The sequence below is a fragment of the Paraburkholderia flagellata genome (genome assembly GCF_021390645.1).
Classification (GTDB): Bacteria; Pseudomonadota; Gammaproteobacteria; order Burkholderiales; family Burkholderiaceae; genus Paraburkholderia; species Paraburkholderia flagellata.
In genome coordinates this window covers 824,848-846,973 of the sequence record NZ_JAJEJT010000003.1, presented here as the reverse complement: position 1 = coordinate 846,973, position 22,126 = coordinate 824,848, and the positions used below count along the sequence as shown (strand labels likewise).

Here is a 22,126-nt window from a genome sequence, read left to right as displayed (position 1 = left end):
GCTGCAACGGCAGGCAATCTCCTTTGCGATGTGCCGGCTGGCCTGCTGTTACGCCTCGTCACAGATTCTTTCGCATGACCCTAAATAAATTAATCAGGCAGCAGTGACCCGCTGCGCAGCGGCGTGGCGCCGGCAACCCACGCCACTTCCATCCCCGCAGTGGCGAAGCGCGTGCGCTGACGTGCGTACAGCATGCCGGTCACGGAACTCGTGATCGTAGTGACGCGATCGGTCAGCGGATCGACCACATCGGCAATAGGCTGGCCAGGTTCGACCCTCACGCCAACCGGCGTGCGGAACACGAGCACACCGGAGGCCGGCGCGATGAGCGATTCGGCGCCCGCGAGCGGCGTGGCCGCGCATTCGAGCCGAGGCAGTGGCGCGGGCGTGCCCTCGATCACACCGCGATGCGTCAGGTAATTGATGATGGCGTTCGCATCGTGCTCGGCGAAGTCGTAGCTCACGTCCGCCTGGCCACGTAGTTCGATCGTCACGGAAACCGCGCCGTTGGGAATCGGATAGCGCTCGCCATAGCGCTCGCGCAGCGCGGACCAGCAGAAGCTGTGAATCTCGTCGAAGGGATTGCCGTTCGAATTGAGCGCGAAGAGCGATGCTTTCGCTTCGAGATACCGCGCGAGCGGCTCGACATCGGCCCACAGATCGGGGTTCGTGTAGAGATGCATTGCGCCTTCGAAGTCGCAATGCAGGTCGAGCACGACATCGGCGTCGTACGAAAGGCGCTGGAGCGCGAGACGTTGCGAGCCGAGTTCGGTGGTGGGCGCCTGTTCGTCAAGCGCTTCTCGCATTGCAGCGCGCACGGCGAGCAGATTCTGCTGCGCGTCGCCGCTCAGTCGAGGGCCGACACGCGGAAGCACGAGTTCGGCAAGATCGTGGAAGTGGCGATTGAAATTGGCCGCGGTGCCGCTTTCGAAACGGCCGAGCAACTGGCCCAGCAGGCGCTGATTCAGGCCGATCGGATTGGGCACGGGCACGACGACGACCTCGCCGCGCAGCTTTCCCGCGGCTTCGAGGGAAGCGAGGCGTTTGCGCAACGCCCAGGCGACCAGCATGCCGGGCAGTTCGTCGGCATGCAGCGACGACTGGATGTAGATCTTCTGCGCGCCGGTTGGGCCGTAGTGGAAGCTCGTGAGGTGCCGCGCAGTGCCGAGCGCCGGCGAAATCAGCGGATGGGTTTGAGTTTGCATGATGGCGTGAGCGCGAGGTGAATTTTCATCGGCTGAAGAAGGGCAAAAGGCGCGGGAGTATCCCGCGCCTTCGTCACTTGTGTAGTGCTTGCGCTTACGAACCGTACACGTCGAATGCGAAGTATCGCGATTCAATTTTCTTGTACGTGCCGTCCTTGATCATGTCCGCGAGCGCTTTATCGATCTTGACCTTCAGGTCGGTGTCGTCCTTGCGCAGGCCGATGGCGGCGCCATTGCCGAGGATGCCATTCGGGTCGCTCAGCTCGCCGCTCGCAAACACGAAGCCTGCGCCGCGCGGCGTCTTCAGGAAGCTCAGGTCGGCCTGCACAGCATCTTGCAGCGCAGCGTCGAGGCGGCCGGAGAGCAGATCCGCATAGACCTGGTCCTGATCCTGGTACGGCACGATCTTCACACCGTTGGGCGCCCAATTGGCTTTGGCATAGGCTTCCTGAGTCGTTCCCTGCTCGACGCCAACCGTCTTGCCCTTCAACGAATCGGCCGTGGGCTGGAGGGTCGAGCCTTTCTTCGTGACGAGACGGCTAGGCGTGTGGAAGACCTTTGACGAGAATGCGATTTGCGCTTCACGCTGCGGCGTCATCGACATCGAGGAGAGCACGGCGTCGAACTTCTTCGCCTTGAGCGCCGGAATCATGCCGTCGAATTCGCTTTCCACCCAAACGCACTTCGCGTTGATGCGCTTGCAGATTTCGTTGCCGACGTCGATGTCGAAGCCGACCAGCTTGCCGTCCGTGCTTTTCGATTCGAACGGGGGATAGCTCGCATCCACGCCGAAGCGGACCGTGGTCCAGTCCTTCGCGCAGACGGAGGTTGCGACGGCGAGCATCGCAATGCACAGGGCAAACTTCTTCATTGACGTGGAGTCTCCAGTATGTCTTTCAACGCCGCCAAGGCGGAAGGCGGCTTGGTCAACAGCGGGCTGTCACGTCAGCCGTGTTGTATAGACAAGATAATGAGTCTCACATAATGAAACAACTAGGGTTTTTGCTGGCGGAAGGTGTAAACGCGCCGACATGCAAGCGTTGCATGCCGGGCTGAAAGGTAGGGGGCAGGGAAGGGCGTGTTGTGAGCGCTTATTGACTAGACAACTTTATGAGCCTAGACGAAGACAACTGCTGTCGCGGGAGCGTGCCCGGCAGTTGCGCGAGCACAGCGGCAGGTGCAAGCGTTATGTTGCGCGCGCACTATCTGGCTGACCCGCGCCGTTTAGTCGTCGTCGCCGTGATGATGTTCCCAGCCACGATGGCGGCCGTGGTCATGCCAGTGGCGCTCGTCTTCGTCGTGGTCGTAGCGGTAGTAGCCGTAAGCCGGGGCCGCTTCGTAGACCGCTGCGGGCGGCGCTGCATAAACGACTGGCGGCGGCGCCATGTACACCGGCTCGGGCGCGGCATAAACCGGACCGGGAACGCCGAGATAGACACCGATATCGGCATGGGCCGATGCCGCGCTGCTGACACACGTCCCTGCGAGCCCTGCGAGTAGATAAAACGTCAGGCGATTCATGATGATCTCTATTCCATTCAACGGACGCGGTTGCGATGGAAGCGGATTCTAGTCGCTGAGCTTACGGAAGGAATGCGCAGATTTGTCAATCGTGTAACCGGTGGTAAAGCCGCGGGAAAAATAGTTGGCTTAAGGTTCCCATAAGCAAATCAGGCTGCGCGTCATTGACGTTCGTTCGTGTGCGCTGCTTTAGGGCCACTACACGCTTGAACACGGAGCGGGTTGAGTGCGCATGCCAGTTGCCATTACCCTATAAAGGCTGTTTGCGCCAAGGACAGGTTTCCCATGCGTGCCGACGAACGAACTTCTACGCAAGCCAGAATGCCCGAATTCCGGAAGCAGGACGAGGTCTGCTCGTTCGGGAACGATGCAATTGCGTTGCGCTGGACACTCGCGGATGAACACCTGACCCGCTTCTCGCTGTTCGATTGCGTAGGGGAACGCGCGCTGCCCATCGACACGCCATTCGCGCTGACCTTCGCGGACGGCACGACACTCGGCCCGACCGCAATGCGCGTGCTTGCACCCGTACGGGAAGACGTGCTCGCCGCCAACCCTCAGGCATCGCGATTGGCCGAACGAGTCGTGGGCCGCCGCGTGAGCATCACGCTGGGAGACGCCCAGGGACGCCTGCGCGCGCAATGGAGCGCAGAGCAGCGCGAAGGCGCGCGATATCTGCGTATGAGGCTGGAACTGACCGCCGTGCGCCAGGACGAAGCCATCGCCGTCGTTTCGTTGCTGCAAGCGCGGGCTGCCGGCGCGCAGGCTAGCAGCGAACGCAAGGGCACGCCGGTCGTAGCCGGCAACTTCTATCTAGGCTTCGAACTGCCGCTCGCAACCAGCCACGTGGAAGGGGAAGGCTTTAGCTTTACGCTGCAACGCGCGCTGCCGCTCGAAAAGAGCCGTTCGCTGACTTACTCCGCGGTGGCCGGCGTGGCTCGCGAAGGTCAACTGCGGCGCGATTTCGCCGCATACCTCGAACAGGAGCGCGGCCGTTCATATCGTCCGTTTCTGCACTACAACAGCTGGTGGGATATCGGTTACCTCACCCCTTATACGCAGGACCAGGCGCTGGAGCGTATCGAAGCGATCGGCCACGAGTTGTATGCTGCACGCGGCGTGCAGATCGATTCGTTTCTTTTCGACGATGGCTGGGACGACCTTGGCGGCGGCTGGCATTTCAGCCGGGCATTTCCAGATGGCTTCGGGCCGCTGCGCGACGCCGCAGCACGATATGGCGGCGCGCCGGGCGTATGGTTGTCTCCCTGGGGCGGCTATTGCGCGCCGAAGGAGGAACGCGTCACGCGCGGGCGCGCCGCCGGCTATGAAGTCATCGACAACGGTTTTGCGTTATCGGGGCCGCGGTACTACGAGCGCTTTCACGAAGTCGTGATGAACCTGCTCGCGAGAGACGGCGTGAACCATTTCAAAATCGATGGGACGGGCAACGCGGACAGCGTGTTTCCAGGCAGCCTTTTCGATAGCGATTGGGACGCGGCGATCCAGCTCATCGGCGACATTCGCGCAGCCAAACCCGAAACCTTCATCAATCTCTCGACAGGTACGCGTCCCTCGCCATTCTGGCTGCGCTACGTCGATGCGATCTGGCGCGGCGGTAACGATGACGGTCAAGCGGGCAGCGGCACGAACCGCGAGCGCTGGATCACCTACCGCGATGCGCAGACGTATCGCAACGTCGTGCAGTGCAGCCCGTTCTTTCCGCTCAATTCGCTCATGCTGCACGGTATTGTCTTTGCGCAGCGCAATCCACGCCTGAATGCGTCGGCAGGGGACGCATTCGCGCACGAGGTACGATCGTTCTTTGCAAGCGGTACGCAATTGCAGGAGCTATACCTCACGCCTTCGCTGCTGGGCGACGACGACTGGAACGTGCTTGCGCGAGCCGCCCTATGGGCGCGCGCGAACGGCGACGTATTGCGCGACAGCCATTGGATTGGCGGCGCGCCCGACGAAGCGGCCATTTACGGCTGGGCCGCGTGGGCGCCCCACAAGGCAATCGTGACGCTGCGCAATCCGCACAACCAGGCGCAGCGCTTCGCACTGGCGCTGCGGCATCAACTGGAACTGCCGGCTGCGGAGGCGACGCGATTCCACGCGCGGAGTGTCTGGCATGCAGGCATGGCCAGCATTCCGGCAGTACTGGACGCGGACGTGCCACTTCAAATTCAGCTCGCCCCATTCGAAGTTCTCACGCTGGAACTCCTGCCGGTAGTTGGGTGCTAATACAACGAATTCACGAGTTGCACTGGCTTCGCCTCGGTCTGGTGCAGGTCGAAGATCAGCACGTCGTTCTCGCCTTGCGTGAGCCACGGCGCGGGGCAATACAAGCGCCTTTGCGGGCCGATATTCCAGTAGCGCCCGAGATTGCGCCCGTTGACCCAGACGACGCCCTTGGTCCAGTGGCTCATATCGAGCCAGGTGTCCCCGACCTCTTTCAATTCCAGACGCGCCTTGAAAAAGAGCCCAGGTTTCAGCGGATTCGTGCAGTGTTCCTTCAATCCGACGATGAACGCTTCATCCATCGGCAGCAGAAAGGCTTCCCAGTTCTCGAGCAACGAGACGGACCCATCGGCGTATTGCATCTTCACGGGCTCGAGCAGGCCTTTGCGGTCGACTATCGCAGGCCCGAAGTTGATGCGCCCCATGCCCTCTACCAGGATCTCCAGCGCTTTTGGCGCTCCGTTCGAGGTGGCGGAAAGCGCGAGCGGCGCGCGATGCATCACGCGCAACGCCTGCGCATAGCCGCGCGGAATCTGTACGCGCGAAACGCCACCCGCGTAACGCTCGCCCACGAAAACAGCCGCATAGTCGTGAACGCCGCTGATATCCAGGGCGCCAACGTGTTGCGTCTGCAACGTCTTGCGATACAGCACGAAGCCGGCGGTCAGGCCGTAGTGTTCGAAGGAATGCGGATCGACGCTCGACTCGCGTGGCAGGGGCGCCGGCAGATTGTCCCAGATCGAAGCGTAGAGGGTCGGCGCGAGCGTTTGGACCGGGAGAGTGGCGATGCCATCGGGAATGTCCGGCAAAGGCTCGCTCAGGTAGCTGGCAATGATGTCGCGATACTTCACGTATTTCGCTGTGGCCGCCCCTTGCTCGTTGATTGGCGCGCCATAGTCGTAGCTGGTGATATCGGGTTGATAGTTACCCGACTCGTCCACGTTCGCGCCGGCATAAAAGCCAAAGCTCGTGCCGCCATGAATGACGTAGAGGTTGAACGACAATTTCGACTGCATGAATTCCGTCAAGATGGCGGAAAGATCGTAATTGAGCCCAGCGAATACCGGCTCGCCCCAATGCGTGAGCCAGCCCGGGTAGACCTCGCCCGCCATCGCGGGCACGGCAGGAAAGGCGCGCCGCACCGCTGCGATTTGTTGCGCATTGCCGTTGCTCAACGCAATCGCGCCGCCCCTTACTGTGCTGCGATTGCGTTCGAGTTGCCCGAGGCCGTCTTCGGTATAGAACGGCCCCGTTATGCCGCCGCGCAGCCAAAGCTGCCTGAGTTCTTCCAGATACGCGGGATTGCTTGCGTATGATCCGAACTCGTTCTCGATCTGGATCATCAGGATCGGGCCGCCTTCTTCGAGCATCAACGGCTTGATGCGCGGAACCAGTTCGCCGATGTAGCGCGCAACCGCCGTCATGTAACGGGCATCCGTAGCCGAGTCGGTGCGCAACTGAATGTCCGTTTCGCTCAGCAAGTAAGAGGGGAGGCCTCCCAGGTCCCACTCGGCGCAAACATAGGGCCCTGGCCGCAACAGCACCCACAGCCCTTCTTGCTGGCACAGGCGGATGAAGGCTTCAATATCGTGATTGCCGTTCTCGAAGTCGAACACACCTCTGCGCGACTCGTGGTAATTCCACATGACGTACAACGCGATGCAGTTCATGCCCATCGCTTTGGCCATGCGAATGCGATGTAGCCAGTACTCGCGTGGAATGCGCACGGGATGCATCTCGCCGCTGCGAATCTGAAAGGGCTCACCGTCGAGCAGGAAGTGCTCGCCGTTGGGGCTGAACGAGAAGGTGTGGCTGCGTTCGAGGTTCACAGTGCAATCGCGCCCTTGTATTTGCGGACTCACGCACTATACTTCCACGGCTGATCGTAGAACGCTTAATTTCGCTTAAGCCTATAATCCGGCAAGAATACGCGCAAGTCAGATATGCCGAGCTATGTAACCGTATTGTCGCAGTTACATTCGAATATGAAAAAGCGTGCTATTTTTCCGATTGCCAGCTCAACGCTTCTCGTCGCGGCGGGCATTTTCTGCATCGTCTTGTCGCTCACGACAAGGTCAATGATTGGAACGCTTTTCATCGCAAGGATGCTGCTATTCTGCGGCTTCGTGCATGCCTTGAATCTCTTCACGACGAAAGACTGGGCACTCGCTGTCAGGCGCATTCCGCCAGTCATCGTGCCCGTCCTCATCGGTATTCTCATTCTGGTCAACGACAGCGCACGGGCGCGCGGTCTTACCGTGATGCTGATGATCTTCTTCGTGCTGGACGGCTTCTTCAAGATCATTGCGTCGGTCGGGCAGGACGTGAAGGTCAACAATATCGGCATCGTCAGCGCGGCGCTGTCTTTCCTGCTCGCCATTTTTCTGGCCGCCAATTTCCCGAGCGTGCCGTTACCGTTGCTCGGACTGTTCCTCGGACTGGATCTCATTTCCATGGCCGTGGTGCCGTTTGCCGGCCGGGAGCGCAGGCGCGGCCTGATTTGACCTGACGAAAGCAAGCTTGGCGGCCGCGTCACGTCCGTGCATCACGTTTCGCGCGAGCACGGTGCGGCCTTCAATGCCCGTGTGCGCGCACAGTTGCCTTTTCCACACGCAAAACCGACGGAGGCGATTCATGATCTTCGCAAATGGCTTTACGTTTTCGAACTTCATTATCGATGCGTTTTCGATATTCATGTTCATTCTGTGGTTCTGGCTGTTCATCACGATTACGAGTGACCTGTTTCGTCGAACCGATATATCGGGATTCCTGAAGATCGTCTGGGTGATATTTCTGATCGTTTTGCCCTATATCGGCATTTTTGCCTACGTGCTCACACAAGGCAGGGACATGGCGCATCGCAACCAGGAACGGGCGCAGAAGGCGCGCGAAGAACTGCGCCACATCGTGGGCTACAGTGTCGCGGACGAAATCGAGAAGCTCGACAAGCTGAAAACGGCAGGATCGATTTCAGACGACGAGTACAAGCGCCTTCGCTCGCGGCTCGTCGATTGAGAAGGGCGGCATGCATGGCAACCGCCCCTGCATGAATCATGCAGTAATTGAGCGGGCTACACTCACGTAGCCCGTCTCGTCATCCCACTCATTCAGTACCCGGAACGATCTTCGCGATCTTCCAGTTGCTTCTTGACACCAGCACGTAGTCGCCGTTCACGCCCAGCCATTGCTGGCCGCGCCCAGGCGCGTCCAGATTATGCGACTTCCAGTCTTTCATCTGGAAGTTGTAATGCCGGTACTTCGAGGGAACCTGCTGGCCCTCGTGCCAGTCGCGATGCGGCATGGTCGGCATGACCTGCTGGCGACCTGTCCCCTGGCTTTGATCGCCACCGGATGTGCCTTGTGCAATTGCGGACGAGGAGACACCGACGACGAGCGCAGCGATGACTGAGAGGACGAGTTGGCTTTTCATGATTCGATCTCCTGAGGCAAGAAGATGATTGACGTCGCCATGACCTACGGCTTCTTCGGTTATAGAACAATCCGAAAACCGTGATATCCGACTGGGCGAACGTGCCCTTAAAAGCGTATGGGCAATGGCTGGAAAACGAAAGAATCCAGCGGTGTGAATAAGGGTGTGAAGCGTCTATCCATAGTAGTAAAGGGAATTCTGACTTCAAGAAATTTACGAGTAGTTGATTTTGTGGCGGTTTTGCGTAAATCCTGTGAAAGTATGAAAGCGATATCTGTTAGATAACAATTGAAATGTTGTGTGCCTTTCTCACGTTTCTGCCCTTGCGGACTGCGCACATCGGGGGCCGTAAATCGCAGTTTGGGTGAACATCGCAATGAGCCGTTCGAGTACGTGCGCAATGAGCCGTTCCGGGTGCGCGTGTACCGACTCTATTTTTCGGTGGAGCCTCGCGTGTCAAACTGCGAACCCAGACGCTGTCGACCGTTGCTGATCGTCGTTGCGGCACTGCTGCTGACGGGCTTCGGATGTCGCGACCGGCAAGCCCAGAGCGGCGCAGCGCCGCCGCCGAGCGTGCTGGTCGAAACGGTTGCGGCGCAATCCATTCCCCGCGTGATCGAACTACCAGGCCGCATCGAAGCGATCCGCTCGGCGGAGGTGCGGGCCCGCGTAGACGGTATCGTCGAGCGGCGTCTCTTTGAGGAAGGCACCGACGTGCGGGCCGGCGCGCCGCTCTTTCTCATCGATTCGCGCGATTACCAGGCCGCATTGCAGCAGGCCCAGGCGGCGCTCAACCGGGCCCAGGCCGTGCAGGGCAATGCGGCCTCCGAAGTTGCGCGCTTCAAGCCGCTGGTGGCGCGCCAGGTCGTGAGCGCCCAGGAATTCGAGGCCGCGACGGCCGCACTACAGCAGGCCGATGCGAATGTTGCGGACGCACGCGCCGCCGTGACGCTCGCGCAACTTCGTCTCGACCGATGCACGGTTCGCGCGCCCATTGCGGGCCGTGTCGGGCGCGCGCTCGTGACCGAAGGCGCGCTAGTCAGTGCGGGCGGCGCGACCTTGCTCACGCAGGTCAATCAGCTCTCGCCCGTGAACGCCGTGTTCACGCAGTCGAATATATCTTTGCTGGAGGTACGCAAACAAATCGCGTCGGGTGCGCTCGCGGCGCCCGCCGCCGACCGCGCCCAAGTGTGGCTCACGCTCGCGAACGGCGACGACTATGGCGAGCCGGGCGTGCTCGACTTTACCGATCTCGTCGTCGATCCTTCCACCGGCACGCAGGTTCTGCGTGCGCGCTTCAACAATGCGTCGCGCATCTTGTTGCCGGGGCAGTTCGTGCGCGGGCGCGTCGTGATCGGAACGATACCGAATGGCCTGGCTGTCCCCGCGCGCGCCGTGCAGTTCGACAACAACGGGGCGAGCCTCTCGCTCGTCGCCGACGACGGCACTGTCGTGCGTCGCAATGTCGTTCTCGGCCCGCAGGAAGCGGGGCAATGGGTCGTGAAGGACGGGCTGGAGCCGGGTGAGCGTGTCATCGTCGATGGCTGGCAGAGGGTGCAGCCGGGGCAGCGCGTGGACGCCCATCCCTTCGCCGCTGCGGGCCACTCCTGAGCGGCGCGCGTCATGAACCGATTCTTCGTCTACCGGCCGGTCTTCGCGTGGGTGGTTGCGCTCTTCATTGCGCTCTTTGGCGGCCTCGCGCTCATGCTGCTGCCAGTCGAGCAGTATCCCGACGTAGCGCCGCCCTCGCTCACGATATCGGCGGTTTACAGCGGCGCGGACGCGAATACGCTGGACCGCACGGTCACGTCGATCATCGAAGACGAAATGAACGGCGTCGAGAACTTCCTCTACATGTCGTCGCAAAGCCGCTCGAACGGCACGGCGCAGATCACCGTCACGCTCAGGCCCGGCACGAATCTCGACGTGGCGCTCTCGCAGGTCCAGGACCGCTTGAGCCGCGTCGAGCCGCGCTTGCCGCTGGAGGTGAGGCAGGTGGGCGTGACCGTCACGAAGGCGTCGTCGGGCTTTCTCATGCTCGTTGCGCTGCAATCGGCCGATGGGTCGATACCGGCTGTGGAACTGGGCAACTTCGCCGCCAATAACATCGTCAATGAATTGCGCCGCATTCCCGGCGTCGGCGATGCGCAGCTGTTCGGTTCGTCGTATGCGATGCGGATCTGGATCGATCCGGAAAAACTCAGCAGCTTCGGTCTTTCGGCCAACGAAGTGATGACGGCCATCCAGGAACAGAACAGCCAGACTGCGGGCGGGAGCCTCGGCGACCAGCCTCTCGCGCCTGGCGCCGAACTCAATGCGCAGGTCGTCATGCGCGGCCGCTTTTCGACGCCCGAGCAGTTTCGCGAGGTCATCGTGCGCTCGAACCCGGATGGCTCTACGGTGCGCGTGGGTGACGTCGCGCGCGTGGAACTGGGCAACGACAGCTATGGATTTCGCTTTCGCGTGAACGGCAAGGAGTCCGCAGGGATCGCCATCCAGCTCGCGAGCGGCGCGAACGCGCTGGCCGTGGCGAGCGCCGTGCGGCAGCGCTTCACGCAGTTGCAGCCCACTTTCCCGAAGGGCGTGACATGGGTCGTGCCGTTCGACACGACGCCGTTCATCACGACTTCGCTGAGCGGGGTGCTGCGCACGATGGTCGAAGCGTTGCTGCTCGTGACGGTCATCGTGTTCCTGTTCCTTCAGAAGTGGCGCGCGACGCTCATTCCCACGCTGGTCGTACCGATCGCGCTGATCGGCACTTGCGTGGGGATCTATTTGTTCGGACTCTCCATTAATCTGCTTTCGTTGTTCGCCATGGTCGTGGCGATCGGCGTGCTCAATGACGACGCGATCGTGGTGGTGGAAAGCGTCGAGCGCGTGATCCAGGAAGAGGGGCTCAGTGCACGGCGGGCGACCGTCAAGGCCATCGGGCAGATTGCGGGCGCCGCCATCGCGAGCACGCTCGTGCTCATTGCGGTGTTCGTTCCGATGGCGTTCTTTCCGGGTTCGACGGGCGCGATCTATCGCCAGTTCTCGGTCACGCTCACCGTCTCGATCTTTCTGTCCACCTTGCTTGCGCTCACGCTGGGCGTGGCCATGTCGGCGACGCTGCTGGGCAGCAAGACGAAGCCCGATGACGGCACCGGCAAGCGCGCTGCCGCGCACTGGCCAGCCCGCATCCAGCAGCGCATTTTCGACGCATTCAACCGCGGCTTGGATACCGCCACCGAGCGCTACGTGATGGCCGTGCAGGCCATGCTGCGCAAGCCGGTTCGTTGGCTCGTCGTATTCGTCGTGGTCTGCGTGGCGACCGGGTTCCTCTTCACCCAACTGCCGCGCGGCTTCATTCCGGCTGAGGATCAGGGGCACATTTTCGTCGCGTATACGGCGGCGCCCGGCGCGACCGCGCAGCGCACGCAACAGGTCGTCGATCAGGTCGAGGCCTTTCTCAGGCAGCAGCCCCAGGTGCGCAATATCGCGTCGGTCACGGGATTCAGCTTCTTCGGCCAGGGGCAGTCGGCGGCCATGTCGTTCGTCGACCTGAAGCCGTGGGCGGACCGGCCGGGCGCCGCGAATTCGGCGGGGGCGCTCGTTGGGCGCGCGAACGCAGCATTCCGAAATATTCCGCAAGCGCTCGTCTTCGCGCTCGATCCGCCCGCCATTCCCTCGCTCGGCAATGCGAGCGGCTTCACGATGAAGATCCTGGACCGCAGCGGCGTAGGTGGCGCGGCGTTGCAGCAGGCGAGCGCGCGCATGCTGGCCGAGGCCGCGCGCAGCCCCTTGCTGGTGGGCGTGCGGCCCGACGGCTTGCCGCCCGCGCCGCAACTGTATGTCGATATCGACCGCGTGAAGGCACGTGCGCTGGGGTTGCAGATCGGCCAGGTGAACAGCGCGCTTGCGCTCGCGTTCGGCTCGAACTACGTGAACGACTTCGTCTACGAGGGGAACGTGCTGCGCGTGCTCATGCAGGCCGACGCCGACCAGCGCATGCGGCCCGAGGACATCGGCGCGCTGCGCTTGCGCAACAACGTGGGCGAGATGGTGCCGTTTTCGGCGTTCACGAGCGTGCACTGGACTGCGGGGCCACAGCAGGTCGAGCGCTATAACGGTTTTCCGTCGGCCACGATCTCGGGGCAGGCGGCGCCCGGCCGCTCCAGCGGGGCCGCGCTCGCAGAGATGGAACGCATTGCGGACCACGTTCTTTCCGGCAGCCTGACCTACGAATGGACCGGCACGGCCTTCGAGGAACAGCAGGCGGCCGGGCAGATCGGTGCGCTGCTGCTGCTTTCCCTCGTCGTGGTGTTTCTGCTGCTCGCCGCGCTCTACGAGAGCTGGGCGATTCCCGTTGCCGTGCTGCTCATCATTCCGCTGGGCGTGCTGGGCGCGGTTCTCCTCACCATGGCGCGGCGCTTTTCCGCCGATGTCTACTTCAACATCGGCCTCGTGACGATCATCGGCCTCGCTGCCAAGAACGCCATCCTGATCGTGGAATTCGCCGTCAAGGAGGAGGCCGCGGGCAGCGATACCGTGAGTGCGGCAGTGAACGGCGCGCGCCAGCGCTTGCGTCCGATTCTGATGACGAGCGTGACCTTCGTGCTCGGCATGCTGCCGCTCGCGCTCGCCACGGGCGCGGGTGCGGCGGGGCGGCAGGCGGTGGGCACCGGCATCCTGGGCAGCATGTTCACGGCCACGCTGCTCGGTATCTTCTTTACGCCCGTGTTCTATGTGGTGGCACGCAGATGGTTGAGCCGCAAGCGCGCGCAGGACGATGACGAAGAAGACGCGCGGCCAGCGGGAGCGAGCGATGTTTAAGACTGCCAGGTGGATGGCGATTGCTGCATGCCTCGCGCTCGCTTCGTGCAATTTCGCCCCGCGCTACCAGCAGCCGGAATTGCCAGTTGCCAGCACCTACGAGAGTGCGGATATTGCTGCGCCGGGGGGCGAGCGTCTCGCTTCGGAGCTGACATGGGAGACGTTTTTCCGCGACCCGGCGCTCAAGCAACTCATTGCCATGGCACTCGCGCATAACCGCGATCTTGCGGCATCAGTTGCGCGCATCGAGCAGGCGCAGGCGCTCTACCGCGTGCAGCGCTCCGCGCAGTTTCCGCAAGTGGCCGCGGGCGCGGATGCCACCCGCACCAAAACGCCGCTCAACACCATCGAGCCTGAGCTTGCCAACAACAACACCTCGGTTCACTTCAACCAGTACAGCGTGCAGGTGGCCGTCACGTCGTTCGAACTCGACTTCTGGGGGCGCGTGGCAAACCTGAGCGAGTCCGCGCGCCGCAACTATCTGGCGACGGTGGAGGCCAATGAAGCGTTTCGTCTCTCGCTCATCAGCAACGTGGCCGCGACTTACTACGCGATTCTCTCGGGCAACGAGGGCATCGACCTGGCTCAGCACACGCTCGAAACACGGCAATACGCGCTGGAAGTCGCGCGGCTTCGTCTTGACGCGGGCGCGACATCGCTCGTGGATTACGAACAGGCGCGCATTCTCGTCACGCAGGCGCAAACGCAGCTTGCCGAGCTGCAAAGGACGACGGGCCAGCAGCGCGATCAGTTGGCTGTCCTGATCGGTGGCCCGCTGCCCGACGCCGCCGGCATGACGCAACGCCATGTGCTGGCCGACGCCGACCAGTTCGGCGCGCTCGATGCAGGCCTGCCTTCCTCGCTGCTTGCACTGCGCCCCGATATTCGCGCCGCCGAGCAGTCGTTGCGAGCCGCCGACGCCGACATCGGCGCCGCGCGCGCCGACTACTTCCCGCGCGTTTCGCTCACGGGCAGTTTCGGCTATGTGTCTCCGGAGTTGAGCGATCTGTTCGTGCCCGGCAAGCAGGCATGGCTCATATCCGGATTCGTCACGCTGCCCATCTTCGACGCGGGTCGCCGCAGCGCGCAGGTGCGCCTGTCCGAAGCGCGTCAAACGGAACTCGTGGCGAACTACCAGAAAACCGTTCAGGTGGCGTTCCGCGAAGTCTCCGATGCGCTGATTGCGCGCCAGCGCCTGCAGGAGCAGATCGCGGCACAGGAGCGCGCGGTGGCCTCCGAGGCGCGCCTGGCGGAAGCCGCCGATCTGCGCTACCAGAACGGCATTTCCATCTACCTGGAAGTGGTCGATGCAAAGCGCAGCCTGTTCGCGGCACAGCAGCAATTGATCCAGCTACGCGCGGCGGCGCTGCAAAACGGCGCTTCGTTATACGTGGCGCTAGGAGGCGGGCAGGATGCGCCCCGGCCAGAGCATGCGGACGCGGGTAGCAGCGTTGCCACCCCATAGCCGCGCGGGTCAGGCGACACACATGGCGACGCGGTTGCGGCCGCGCGCCTTGGCGTCGTACAGCGCCTGATCGGCTGCCTTGATGATCTGCGTGACGTCGACATCGTGGTCGGGTGACCAGCTTGCGGAGCCAATGCTCGCCGTGACGCGCCCGTACTCGCTGCCTGAATGCTCGATGGCGAGTTCGCTGATCGCATGGCGGATTTTCTCGGCGATCGCACAGGCGCCTTCCAGCAGCGTATCGGGCAGCACGACGATGAACTCTTCGCCGCCGTAACGGGCGGCAGTGTCCGCGGGCCGGCGGATGTTTTCGCCAATGCAGCGCGCGACGGCGGCGAGCGCGTCGTCGCCGGCCTGGTGGCCATACTTGTCGTTATAGGCCTTGAACCTGTCGATATCGACGAAGAGCAGCGAGAACACGCTGCGCGCGCGTTTTGCACGCCGCCATTCCTGTTCCAGGATCTCGCCGAGCGTGCGGCGATTGTTCAGTCCCGTGAGGCTGTCGGTGCGCGCGAGCAACTGCAGTTCGGACTCGGCGCGCATTCTGCGCCGCAACTGCGTGGCGAGCACGAACGAGAGCGCGACGAAGCCGATGGCGAAGGTGCCCATGAGCGTGCCGATGGTCAGCGCACGCCGCCGCCAGGCGGCGTAGATATCGGGTTCGGCTTCCGCCACCATGATGATGAGCGGCTGGCGCGGGAAATTGCGGAAAAAATACATGCGCTGTACACCATCGATCGACGACGTATCCGAGAAACTGCCTTCTTTCGCGGCCAGAAACTGGCGGAACGTACTGGCGCGACGGATGTTGCGTCCCACCACGGACGCGTCGTAGGGCTGGCGCATGATCATGGTGCCGTCTTGCGCGATCAACGAAATCGCCCCGTGCGGCCCAAGCGAGAGCCCGGCGAACAGCTGGTGAAAATACTCCAGGTTGATGGCGATCATGACGATGCCGGCGAACGACCCGTCGGGATGCGAAAGTCTGCGGCTCAGCGCGATGCTGGGCGCGCCGTTGCGCAAGCGCGAACGGTATGGCGCACTAATGTAGAGGCCAGCGTGGGGATTGTCGCGCTGAACCGTGAAGTAGTCGCGGTCGGCGAAATTCGCCTTCAGCGGCGTGTCGGTGGCCGAATTCATGGCGACGTTGCCCGCTTCGTCGAGCACGAGAATCGAGCCCAGATATTCCGCGGTAATGGCGTGGTCGAACAGTAACTGGCTGCGCAGATGCGCGGGCAACGCCATGACGTCGGCCCGGCCGATGCCGTCGACCACGGCTTGCAGCGAAAGCGCATAGAGCTCGAAATTGCGCTCGATGTCGCGTTCGGCAACGAGCGCGACGTTGCGCGAATTCTCTCTCGCGCGCTCCAGGGCGTCGTGGCGGCTCTCGTAGAGCACCGTCGCGCAGAGCGACGCCATGATGAAGGCGACCGCGAGGCTGCCATAGAAAATGGTGCGCGGCCCCGTGAGCCATCTGAGCAGGTTACCGCTGGTGAACGCTGGCCGCATGGCTTGCTTCCAGATAGGACTGTGCGCTCGCTGCATCCACCGGGCGGGCGAACCAGTAGCCCTGCGCCTCGTTGCAGCCGTTCTCGATCAGGAATTCCAGTTGCCGTAGCGTTTCCACGCCTTCGGCCACGACACGCATGCCGAGCGTATGGCCGAGGGCGAGCACCGCTTTCACGATGACCTCGTCCGCGCGCGAGTGGCCAATGCCCTTCACGAACGACATGTCGAGCTTGAGACGATCGGGCATGAAGCTGCGAATGTAGCCGAGGCTCGAATAGCCCGAGCCGAAATCGTCGATAGCGACCGAGAGCCCCATCTCGCGAAGGGCACGCAGTGTGGCGAGCGAACGGGGCGCCATGAGCACGCCCTCCGTGATTTCCAGTTCGATATTGCGCGGGCTCACGCCTGCATGCGCGAGCGTGTCCGCCATCATCGCGGGCAAATCCGCGCGCATGAACTGGACCGGCGATACGTTCACCGAAACGACGATATCGGGGTATTGGCGCGCCCATTCCTTGATCTGCTCGCGTTGCCCGGAGCGCAGCGCGGTGAGGAGCGACATGATGGAGCTGAGCGTTTCGTTCGCGCGCTGCATCAGGGCGGGCTCGAGTTTCGCGCCCGCGTCGGCGAGCGCGATATTGCGCGCGGCCGCGTCGAGCTGCTCGGGCCAGACGGCGCTCAACTGCCGCAACTGGCGGATCGTGCGTTCATTGCGCGACGCGCCGGCAAAGTCATGCGCGAGCCGGTCGTAAATGCCGACCACGACTGCGGCCCGCTTGATCGGCCACCCGCGCGACGTGTAGCCCGCCGTGCCCACGCCTTTGAGGAAGTCGGTATTCGCTGCAATATGCAGCGTGAGCAGGGCTTCGAGTTCCGACGTGATGGCCAGTTCATGGCGAAGCCGCGAGTCCGCCGTCCCACGCGAAAGGTTAGCGCTCAGCATCGCGCCGATTGCCACGCATACGATCAGCGCAACGGCTAGCGCAACGGCGACGCCTTTGCCGGGGGCGCGGGATGGTGCCTGTGGTAGGGATCCGGATGTTTCAGCTACGTTCATCGCTACGCAACGCGATTCGGCACATCGCCACTCGCGCCGCGTTGCCCGGCGGAAGTGGGCAGGTTACTGATGAAGGCACCGGCGTCAGCGTGGGAGGCGGGCAGAGGGGCCATGGTCTTCCAGGCATGCAGGCGGGCGAATGCACGGGCAAGTCCGTGATCGGACGCTACTGCCTGAATAACGGGTGTTCGTCGTGCCGCTTTGATGGGTGTTTTTACCTAGCCGCCTTGATCCTGCGATTCTCGCTCGATGAGTGGTGCGCGAATCCGGAACGCGTTTTCACGCCCGTGCTTCAATACGCCCATGGCGTGAATGGATCTGTTTCTGCCCCTGTTACTCTTTCAAGGGACTCACATGAAGAAGCTCGTCAACGACCCGTCGTTTGTGGTGCGCGAAATGCTCGAAGGCATTGCGCGGACCGCGCCGCATGTCGCCGTGCTCGGCGACGAAAACGTCCTCGTTCGCAATCCGCTGCCGAGCGCGCACGCGCGTTGCGTCGCCGTGATCTCGGGCGGCGGTAGCGGCCACGAGCCCGCGCATGGCGGCTACGTGGGGCAAGGCATGCTGAGCGCCGCGGTGTGCGGCGAAGTTTTCACGTCGCCCTCGACCGACGCCGTGCTCGCCGCGATCCGCGCGAGCGCGGGCCCGAAGGGCGCGCTGCTCATCGTGAAGAACTACACGGGTGACCGGCTCAATTTCGGCCTGGCGGCAGAACTGGCGCGCGCCGAAGGCATTCCGGTCGAAATCGTCATCGTGGCGGACGACGTGTCGTTGCGCGGGCATACGGAGCGCAATCAGCGCCGCGGTATTGCAGGGACTGTGCTAGTGCACAAGATTGCGGGCGCGGCGGCCGCGCGCAGCGACGGTCTGGGCCTCGTAGCCGCGATTGCGCGCAGCGCGGCCGAGAATCTCGGCACGATGGGCGTGGCGCTCGACGGCTGCACGCTGCCCGGCGCGGAAAAAGCCGGCTTTCGCCTGGCCGACGACGAGATCGAACTCGGCATGGGCATCCACGGCGAGAAGGGCGTGGAACGCACGGCGCCGATGGCGGCGGGCGAATTGACGGAGACGCTGCTCGCCAACATCGTCGAAGACCTCGCGTTGAAAAGCGGAGAGCGCGTGGCGCTGCTCGTGAACGGACTCGGCGCAACTCCCGTGATGGAACTGGCGATCATCATGCGCGATGCATTCGAGAGTCTGAGTCGCCGCGATGTGGTGGTCGAGCGGGCGTGGACCGGCACGTTTCTCTCGGCGCTCGACATGCCGGGCTGTTCGATCTCCGTGCTCCGGCTCGACGATGCCAGACTCGCGTTGCTCGACGCCGACACCGAAGCGCACGCATGGCCCGGCGTCGGCACGGTCAATCGGCAGATCCGCATCGAGTCTGCATTTTCAGCAGCGGATACGCACGCAGAGGCGGGCGCAACGCCTGCGGATGCGGCCAGCGAACACTGGAAGCGGCTTCTCAAGCCCGCGCTCGATGCCGTTGCGCACGCATTGATCGAGAACGAAGCCCTGTTCACGGACCTCGATTCCCGAGCCGGCGACGGCGATCTGGGCGCGAGCATGCATCGCGCCGCGCAGGCCATTCTCGCTGTGCCGCAAGGCGCGCTGGGTTCGCCGGGCAGCGCGCTCGCCGCGCTCAGCACGGCGTTGCGCCGCGCGATAGCGGGCAGTTCCGGACCGTTCTATGCAACGGCGCTGCTGCGCGCCTCGCGCACGCTCGGCGAGTCAGCGCAGCCCGGCGCGCTGGATTGGGCGGCCGCCATGCGCGGCGCGGCCGAGGCGATCAGCGAACTGGGCGGCGCGAAGCCGGGCGACCGCACGATGCTCGATGCGCTCGTTCCCGCCGTCGATGCGCTGGAAAGCGCCCTGAGGTCGGTATGCCCCGCGGGCGAAGCGTGGGCGCAGGCGGTGAGCGCCGCGGAGTTGGGCGCGAAAGGCACGGCGCAAATGACGCCGCGCGCGGGGCGCGCAAGCTATCTGGGCGCGCGCGCGATCGGGACGCCTGATGGCGGGGCGGTGGTGGTGGCGTGCTGGCTCAAGGCGCTGCAGTCGCATATTGGCGCGGGGTGAGGCGGGGTCGCGGCGAAGCGCATGGCTCAGAGCGGTTCGAAAACCGTGTAGACCGGATCGCCCGGAAAGCCGTGGCCCGCGTCAGCGTATGCGAGGGGCCTGGCTGAGCGCGGCGGCCCAATGAGAATCACGACGCCGTGCGCCCCCATTCATGCGCAGGATTTCGCCCGTCATGAAGCTGGCCTCATCGGAACCGACGAAGCGGATCGCGTCGGCAATTTGCTCGGGGCTGACGGTGCGTTTTTGTTGCTAGCCGAGATTTTTCCAGAACGTTTCGGCCAGGCTCAGGCCGGTGCTCAGGAAATTATCGGTTTTGGCTTGATCCAGATTGCCGTTTGCATCTCGTGTATAGGAGTCCAGAAGATCGTTGAACACCTGGCTTCCGCTCGAAATGCTCCTGCTCACGCCCGTCACGAACTCGGTAAGCGATACCTGACCGTCGTTGGACGTGTCGAAGCTGCTAAAAAGCTGCTTTGCGTCGTCGGCTCCTACGCCGGCGCGCGAGAGTTGAGCCTGGAATTCGTCGAGCGACAGGGAATCGTCGTTGTTCTTGTCGCCCTGCACGAACATCTGGGGCGCCCATGCAACCGCGAGCGGCGTCGCGCGCAGTGTCTGCGTTTCGGCCGCGCCGGTGCTCGTATTGATGGCCGTGACCGTTTTCTGGGTCGAAAAGCTGTTGAGCGTGGCACGATCGGGCGAGTCCGACGAAGCTGACTGCTTTTGCGCGAAGCTGAAATACGCCTCGTAAGCAGAGGTCGAACCGTTCACCGAGGACATGGACATCACAGAATCCTTTGACGAGTTGAGTTTGGTGGGCCGCGAAATGCCATACGGCCGTGCAGACATTCATTCTGGATTACGGTTGTATTTCATCTGACTTTAGACGTTGTACAAATCTGTACAAATCTCTACAAAAGGCAGACGCGATCGTTGTTTGGTGCGCTGATTTTCGAGCGAAGTCTCAAAGCTTCGAGCCTCCATCCACGCGCAGCGTGTCGCCAGTGATCCAGCGCGCCGCGTCGGAGGCGAGGAACGTGACGGCATCGGCGATATCCTCCGGCTGCCCGATGCGCTTGAACGCCTGCATCCCCAGCGCCGTCGCGCGGCCCGTTTCGGTTTTCGTGAAGCTCGACATGTCAGTGGCCACCACGCCTGGGGCGACAGCGTTCACGCGGATGCCGCGCGGCCCGAGCGCCGCTGCGAAATGGGCGACGAGCGTATCCACCGCGCCCTTGCTCGCCGCATAGGCGGAAATTGTGCCAACGGCAGTGCGCGCGGCGAGCGAGGAAAGCAGCACGATGCTGCTGCCCTTGCACATGGTGGGTAGAAGCTGCTGAACCAGAAAGAACGGGGCACGCACGTTCACGGCGAACAGGTCGTCGAAGTCTTCGACAGTCGTGTCTTCGAGCGACGCCGACTTCGAGATGCCGGCGTTGGCGACGAGGAGATCGAGCCGGTCACCGACAATCGTCCGCACGCGTTTGGCCAGTTGATGCGGGCCGTCGGCGTCGCGCAGGTTCGCGCCCACCTTCTGGGCTTTTCCGCCCGCCGCGCGAATTTCGGCGGCGACTGCGTCGGCGGCATCTTCGGCGTTGCCGTAGTGCACGAGCACCTGCGCGCCGGCGCTGGCGAGCGAGAGCGCGATGGCGCGGCCAATGCCGCGCGAGGCGCCCGTAACGAGCGCGGTCTTGCCGGTGAGCTGGGACATGACGAATCTCCTGATCGATGGTTAGAGCCATACCCGCGAGCGATGGCTTTCGGGCAGGTGATACGGTCAGCCCGCGCGGGGTGTTGCTCGATTCCTGCCGTACGTGCTGCCATGTGCCGAACTCTAGAGGGTGCTTGCGCGGCGGGAAAAGACTTTGTAGGCTTGCCGGCATACCTGCGAGGCATGGCCAGACTGGAGAGCGCGATGGAATTGCGGCATCTGCGGTATTTCGTGGCCGTGGCCGAAACCGGCAGCCTGACCGTGGCCGCGGAGCAGCGGCTTTTCACGTCGCAGCCGTCACTGAGCCGCCAGATCCGCGATCTGGAGGACCAGGTGGGCGTGGCGCTGTTCATTCGCAGCGCGCGGGGTGTGGAACTGACCACCGCGGGCAAGGCGTTTCTCGACCATGCGCGGCTCGCGCTCGCACAGGTGGACGCCGCTGCCGAGGCCGCGCGCCGCGCGGCGCTGCCCGAGCGCAAGGTGTTCGCGCTGGGCTTTCTCACGGGCCAGGAAATGACGTGGCTGCCGCGCGCGATGAGCGTGCTGCGCGACGAGCTGCCCAATATCGACGTGACCGTCTCGAGCTACTACTCGCCGGACGTGGCCGACGCGCTCGCACGCGGCAAGCTCGATCTTGGCTTTCTGCGCGCGGAGCCCGGCTATGACCTCGAATACCGTGTGGTGAACCGCGAGCGGCTCATCGTGCTGATGCCTAGCGATCACCCGCTCACGGCGAAATCCGCCGTCTGTGCGCAGGACATTGCCGGCGAGCCGTTCGTCATGGCGTCCAACAAGGCGCGCGTGCTGCACGAGGTGATCGTGGGCTATCTGCAGGCGCAGGGCGTGGAGGTGGCCACCGAGCACCGCGTGGACAACCTCGCGATGGCCATGTCGCTCGTGGCGTCCACGCGCGGCCTCGCACTCATGCCTGAGTATGCGAACAACCTGTTGCCATGGTCGGTCGTGAGCCGGCCGCTGGACGGCGAGGCCCCGACGGTCGACCTCGTGGTGGGCTACAACCGCGCCAACGCGTCGCCTACGTTGCGGCTATTTCTTTCACGGCTCGACGAACTCGTCCTTCCTTGATTCGCACGCCATGCCT

Annotated in this window: 17 protein-coding genes and 1 pseudogene; 8 read left to right on the top strand and 10 right to left on the bottom strand. The window is 63.2% G+C overall.

The window, feature by feature from the left end:
- Positions 1–89 precede the first annotated feature (89 nt).
- From L0U83_RS27465 to L0U83_RS27455, 3 genes are all read right to left on the bottom strand, one after another.
- Entirely contained in the window at positions 90–1,205 is a 1,116-nt protein-coding gene (locus tag L0U83_RS27465; RefSeq protein ID WP_233887297.1) for a succinylglutamate desuccinylase/aspartoacylase family protein, read from the bottom strand.
- A gap of 94 nt (positions 1,206–1,299) precedes the next feature.
- A complete protein-coding gene (locus tag L0U83_RS27460) occupies positions 1,300–2,076 on the bottom strand; it encodes an ABC transporter substrate-binding protein (RefSeq protein WP_233887296.1) in 777 nt (258 codons plus the stop codon).
- 353 nt (positions 2,077–2,429) lie between these two features.
- On the bottom strand, positions 2,430–2,726 hold the full coding sequence (locus L0U83_RS27455; protein ID WP_233887295.1) for a hypothetical protein: 297 nt from the start codon (positions 2,724–2,726) through the stop codon (positions 2,430–2,432).
- Positions 2,727–3,047: 321 nt separating this feature from the next.
- Between L0U83_RS27455 and L0U83_RS27450 the strand changes: the two genes are divergently transcribed.
- A complete protein-coding gene (locus tag L0U83_RS27450) occupies positions 3,048–4,970 on the top strand; it encodes an alpha-galactosidase (protein WP_233887294.1) in 1,923 nt (640 codons plus the stop codon).
- Here the strand turns inward: L0U83_RS27450 and L0U83_RS27445 are convergent.
- Positions 4,967–6,796, bottom strand: coding sequence for a beta-galactosidase (locus tag L0U83_RS27445; RefSeq protein WP_233887293.1), 1,830 nt, complete (start codon positions 6,794–6,796; stop codon positions 4,967–4,969). The genes L0U83_RS27450 and L0U83_RS27445 overlap by 4 nt on opposite strands.
- A 114-nt stretch (positions 6,797–6,910) precedes the next feature.
- Here L0U83_RS27445 and L0U83_RS27440 point away from each other — a divergent pair, with 114 nt between their 5' ends.
- Both L0U83_RS27440 and L0U83_RS27435 read left to right on the top strand, forming a co-directional pair.
- Positions 6,911–7,471, top strand: coding sequence for a hypothetical protein (locus L0U83_RS27440; RefSeq protein WP_233887292.1), 561 nt, complete (start codon positions 6,911–6,913; stop codon positions 7,469–7,471).
- 130 nt (positions 7,472–7,601) lie between these two features.
- A complete protein-coding gene (locus tag L0U83_RS27435; RefSeq protein WP_233887291.1) occupies positions 7,602–7,982 on the top strand; it encodes an SHOCT domain-containing protein in 381 nt (126 codons plus the stop codon).
- 88 nt (positions 7,983–8,070) lie between these two features.
- Here the strand turns inward: L0U83_RS27435 and L0U83_RS27430 are convergent, their stop codons facing one another.
- Positions 8,071–8,397 carry an RcnB family protein gene (locus L0U83_RS27430; protein ID WP_233887290.1) on the bottom strand — a complete coding sequence of 109 codons (327 nt, stop codon included), beginning with the start codon at positions 8,395–8,397 and terminating at the stop codon, positions 8,071–8,073.
- 453 nt (positions 8,398–8,850) lie between these two features.
- Here L0U83_RS27430 and L0U83_RS27425 point away from each other — a divergent pair, with 453 nt between their 5' ends.
- The 3 genes from L0U83_RS27425 to L0U83_RS27415 are packed head-to-tail and all read left to right on the top strand — an operon-like array spanning position 8,851 to position 14,674.
- Positions 8,851–10,008, top strand: a complete 1,158-nt coding sequence (locus L0U83_RS27425; RefSeq protein WP_233887289.1) for an efflux RND transporter periplasmic adaptor subunit — start codon at positions 8,851–8,853, stop codon at positions 10,006–10,008.
- 12 nt (positions 10,009–10,020) lie between these two features.
- Positions 10,021–13,209, top strand: a complete 3,189-nt coding sequence (locus L0U83_RS27420) for a multidrug efflux RND transporter permease subunit (RefSeq protein ID WP_233887288.1) — start codon at positions 10,021–10,023, stop codon at positions 13,207–13,209.
- The gene (locus L0U83_RS27415) at positions 13,202–14,674 is read left to right on the top strand and encodes an efflux transporter outer membrane subunit (protein ID WP_233887287.1); all 1,473 of its coding nucleotides are present in this window, start codon (positions 13,202–13,204) and stop codon (positions 14,672–14,674) included. Before L0U83_RS27420 ends, L0U83_RS27415 begins: the two co-directional genes overlap by 8 nt.
- Before the next feature lie 9 nt (positions 14,675–14,683).
- Here the strand turns inward: L0U83_RS27415 and L0U83_RS27410 are convergent, their stop codons facing one another.
- Together L0U83_RS27410 and L0U83_RS27405 are read right to left on the bottom strand one after the other, a co-directional pair.
- The gene (locus tag L0U83_RS27410; RefSeq protein ID WP_233887286.1) at positions 14,684–16,183 is read right to left on the bottom strand and encodes a sensor domain-containing diguanylate cyclase; all 1,500 of its coding nucleotides are present in this window, start codon (positions 16,181–16,183) and stop codon (positions 14,684–14,686) included.
- Positions 16,158–17,126 (bottom strand): EAL domain-containing protein, encoded by a 969-nt coding sequence (locus tag L0U83_RS27405; RefSeq protein WP_233887285.1) that lies wholly within the window; start codon positions 17,124–17,126, stop codon positions 16,158–16,160. The genes L0U83_RS27410 and L0U83_RS27405 overlap by 26 nt, the downstream gene beginning before the upstream one ends.
- A 468-nt stretch (positions 17,127–17,594) precedes the next feature.
- Between L0U83_RS27405 and L0U83_RS27400 the strand changes: the two genes are divergently transcribed.
- Positions 17,595–19,316, top strand: a complete 1,722-nt coding sequence (locus L0U83_RS27400) for a dihydroxyacetone kinase family protein (protein WP_233887284.1) — start codon at positions 17,595–17,597, stop codon at positions 19,314–19,316.
- 81 nt (positions 19,317–19,397) lie between these two features.
- Here the strand turns inward: L0U83_RS27400 and L0U83_RS27395 are convergent.
- From L0U83_RS27395 to L0U83_RS27385, 3 genes and pseudogenes are all read right to left on the bottom strand, one after another.
- Positions 19,398–19,547 (bottom strand): annotated as a pseudogene (locus tag L0U83_RS27395) (hypothetical protein); the annotation flags it as partial.
- Between the two features lie 18 nt (positions 19,548–19,565).
- Positions 19,566–20,099: an EF-hand domain-containing protein gene (locus tag L0U83_RS27390; protein WP_233887283.1), complete on the bottom strand. Its 534-nt coding sequence runs from the start codon at positions 20,097–20,099 to the stop codon at positions 19,566–19,568.
- A gap of 178 nt (positions 20,100–20,277) precedes the next feature.
- On the bottom strand, positions 20,278–21,024 hold the full coding sequence (locus L0U83_RS27385; RefSeq protein ID WP_233887282.1) for an SDR family NAD(P)-dependent oxidoreductase: 747 nt from the start codon (positions 21,022–21,024) through the stop codon (positions 20,278–20,280).
- Between the two features lie 204 nt (positions 21,025–21,228).
- Between L0U83_RS27385 and L0U83_RS27380 the strand changes: the two genes are divergently transcribed.
- The gene (locus tag L0U83_RS27380; RefSeq protein ID WP_233887281.1) at positions 21,229–22,110 is read left to right on the top strand and encodes a LysR family transcriptional regulator; all 882 of its coding nucleotides are present in this window, start codon (positions 21,229–21,231) and stop codon (positions 22,108–22,110) included.
- Positions 22,111–22,126 lie beyond the last annotated feature (16 nt).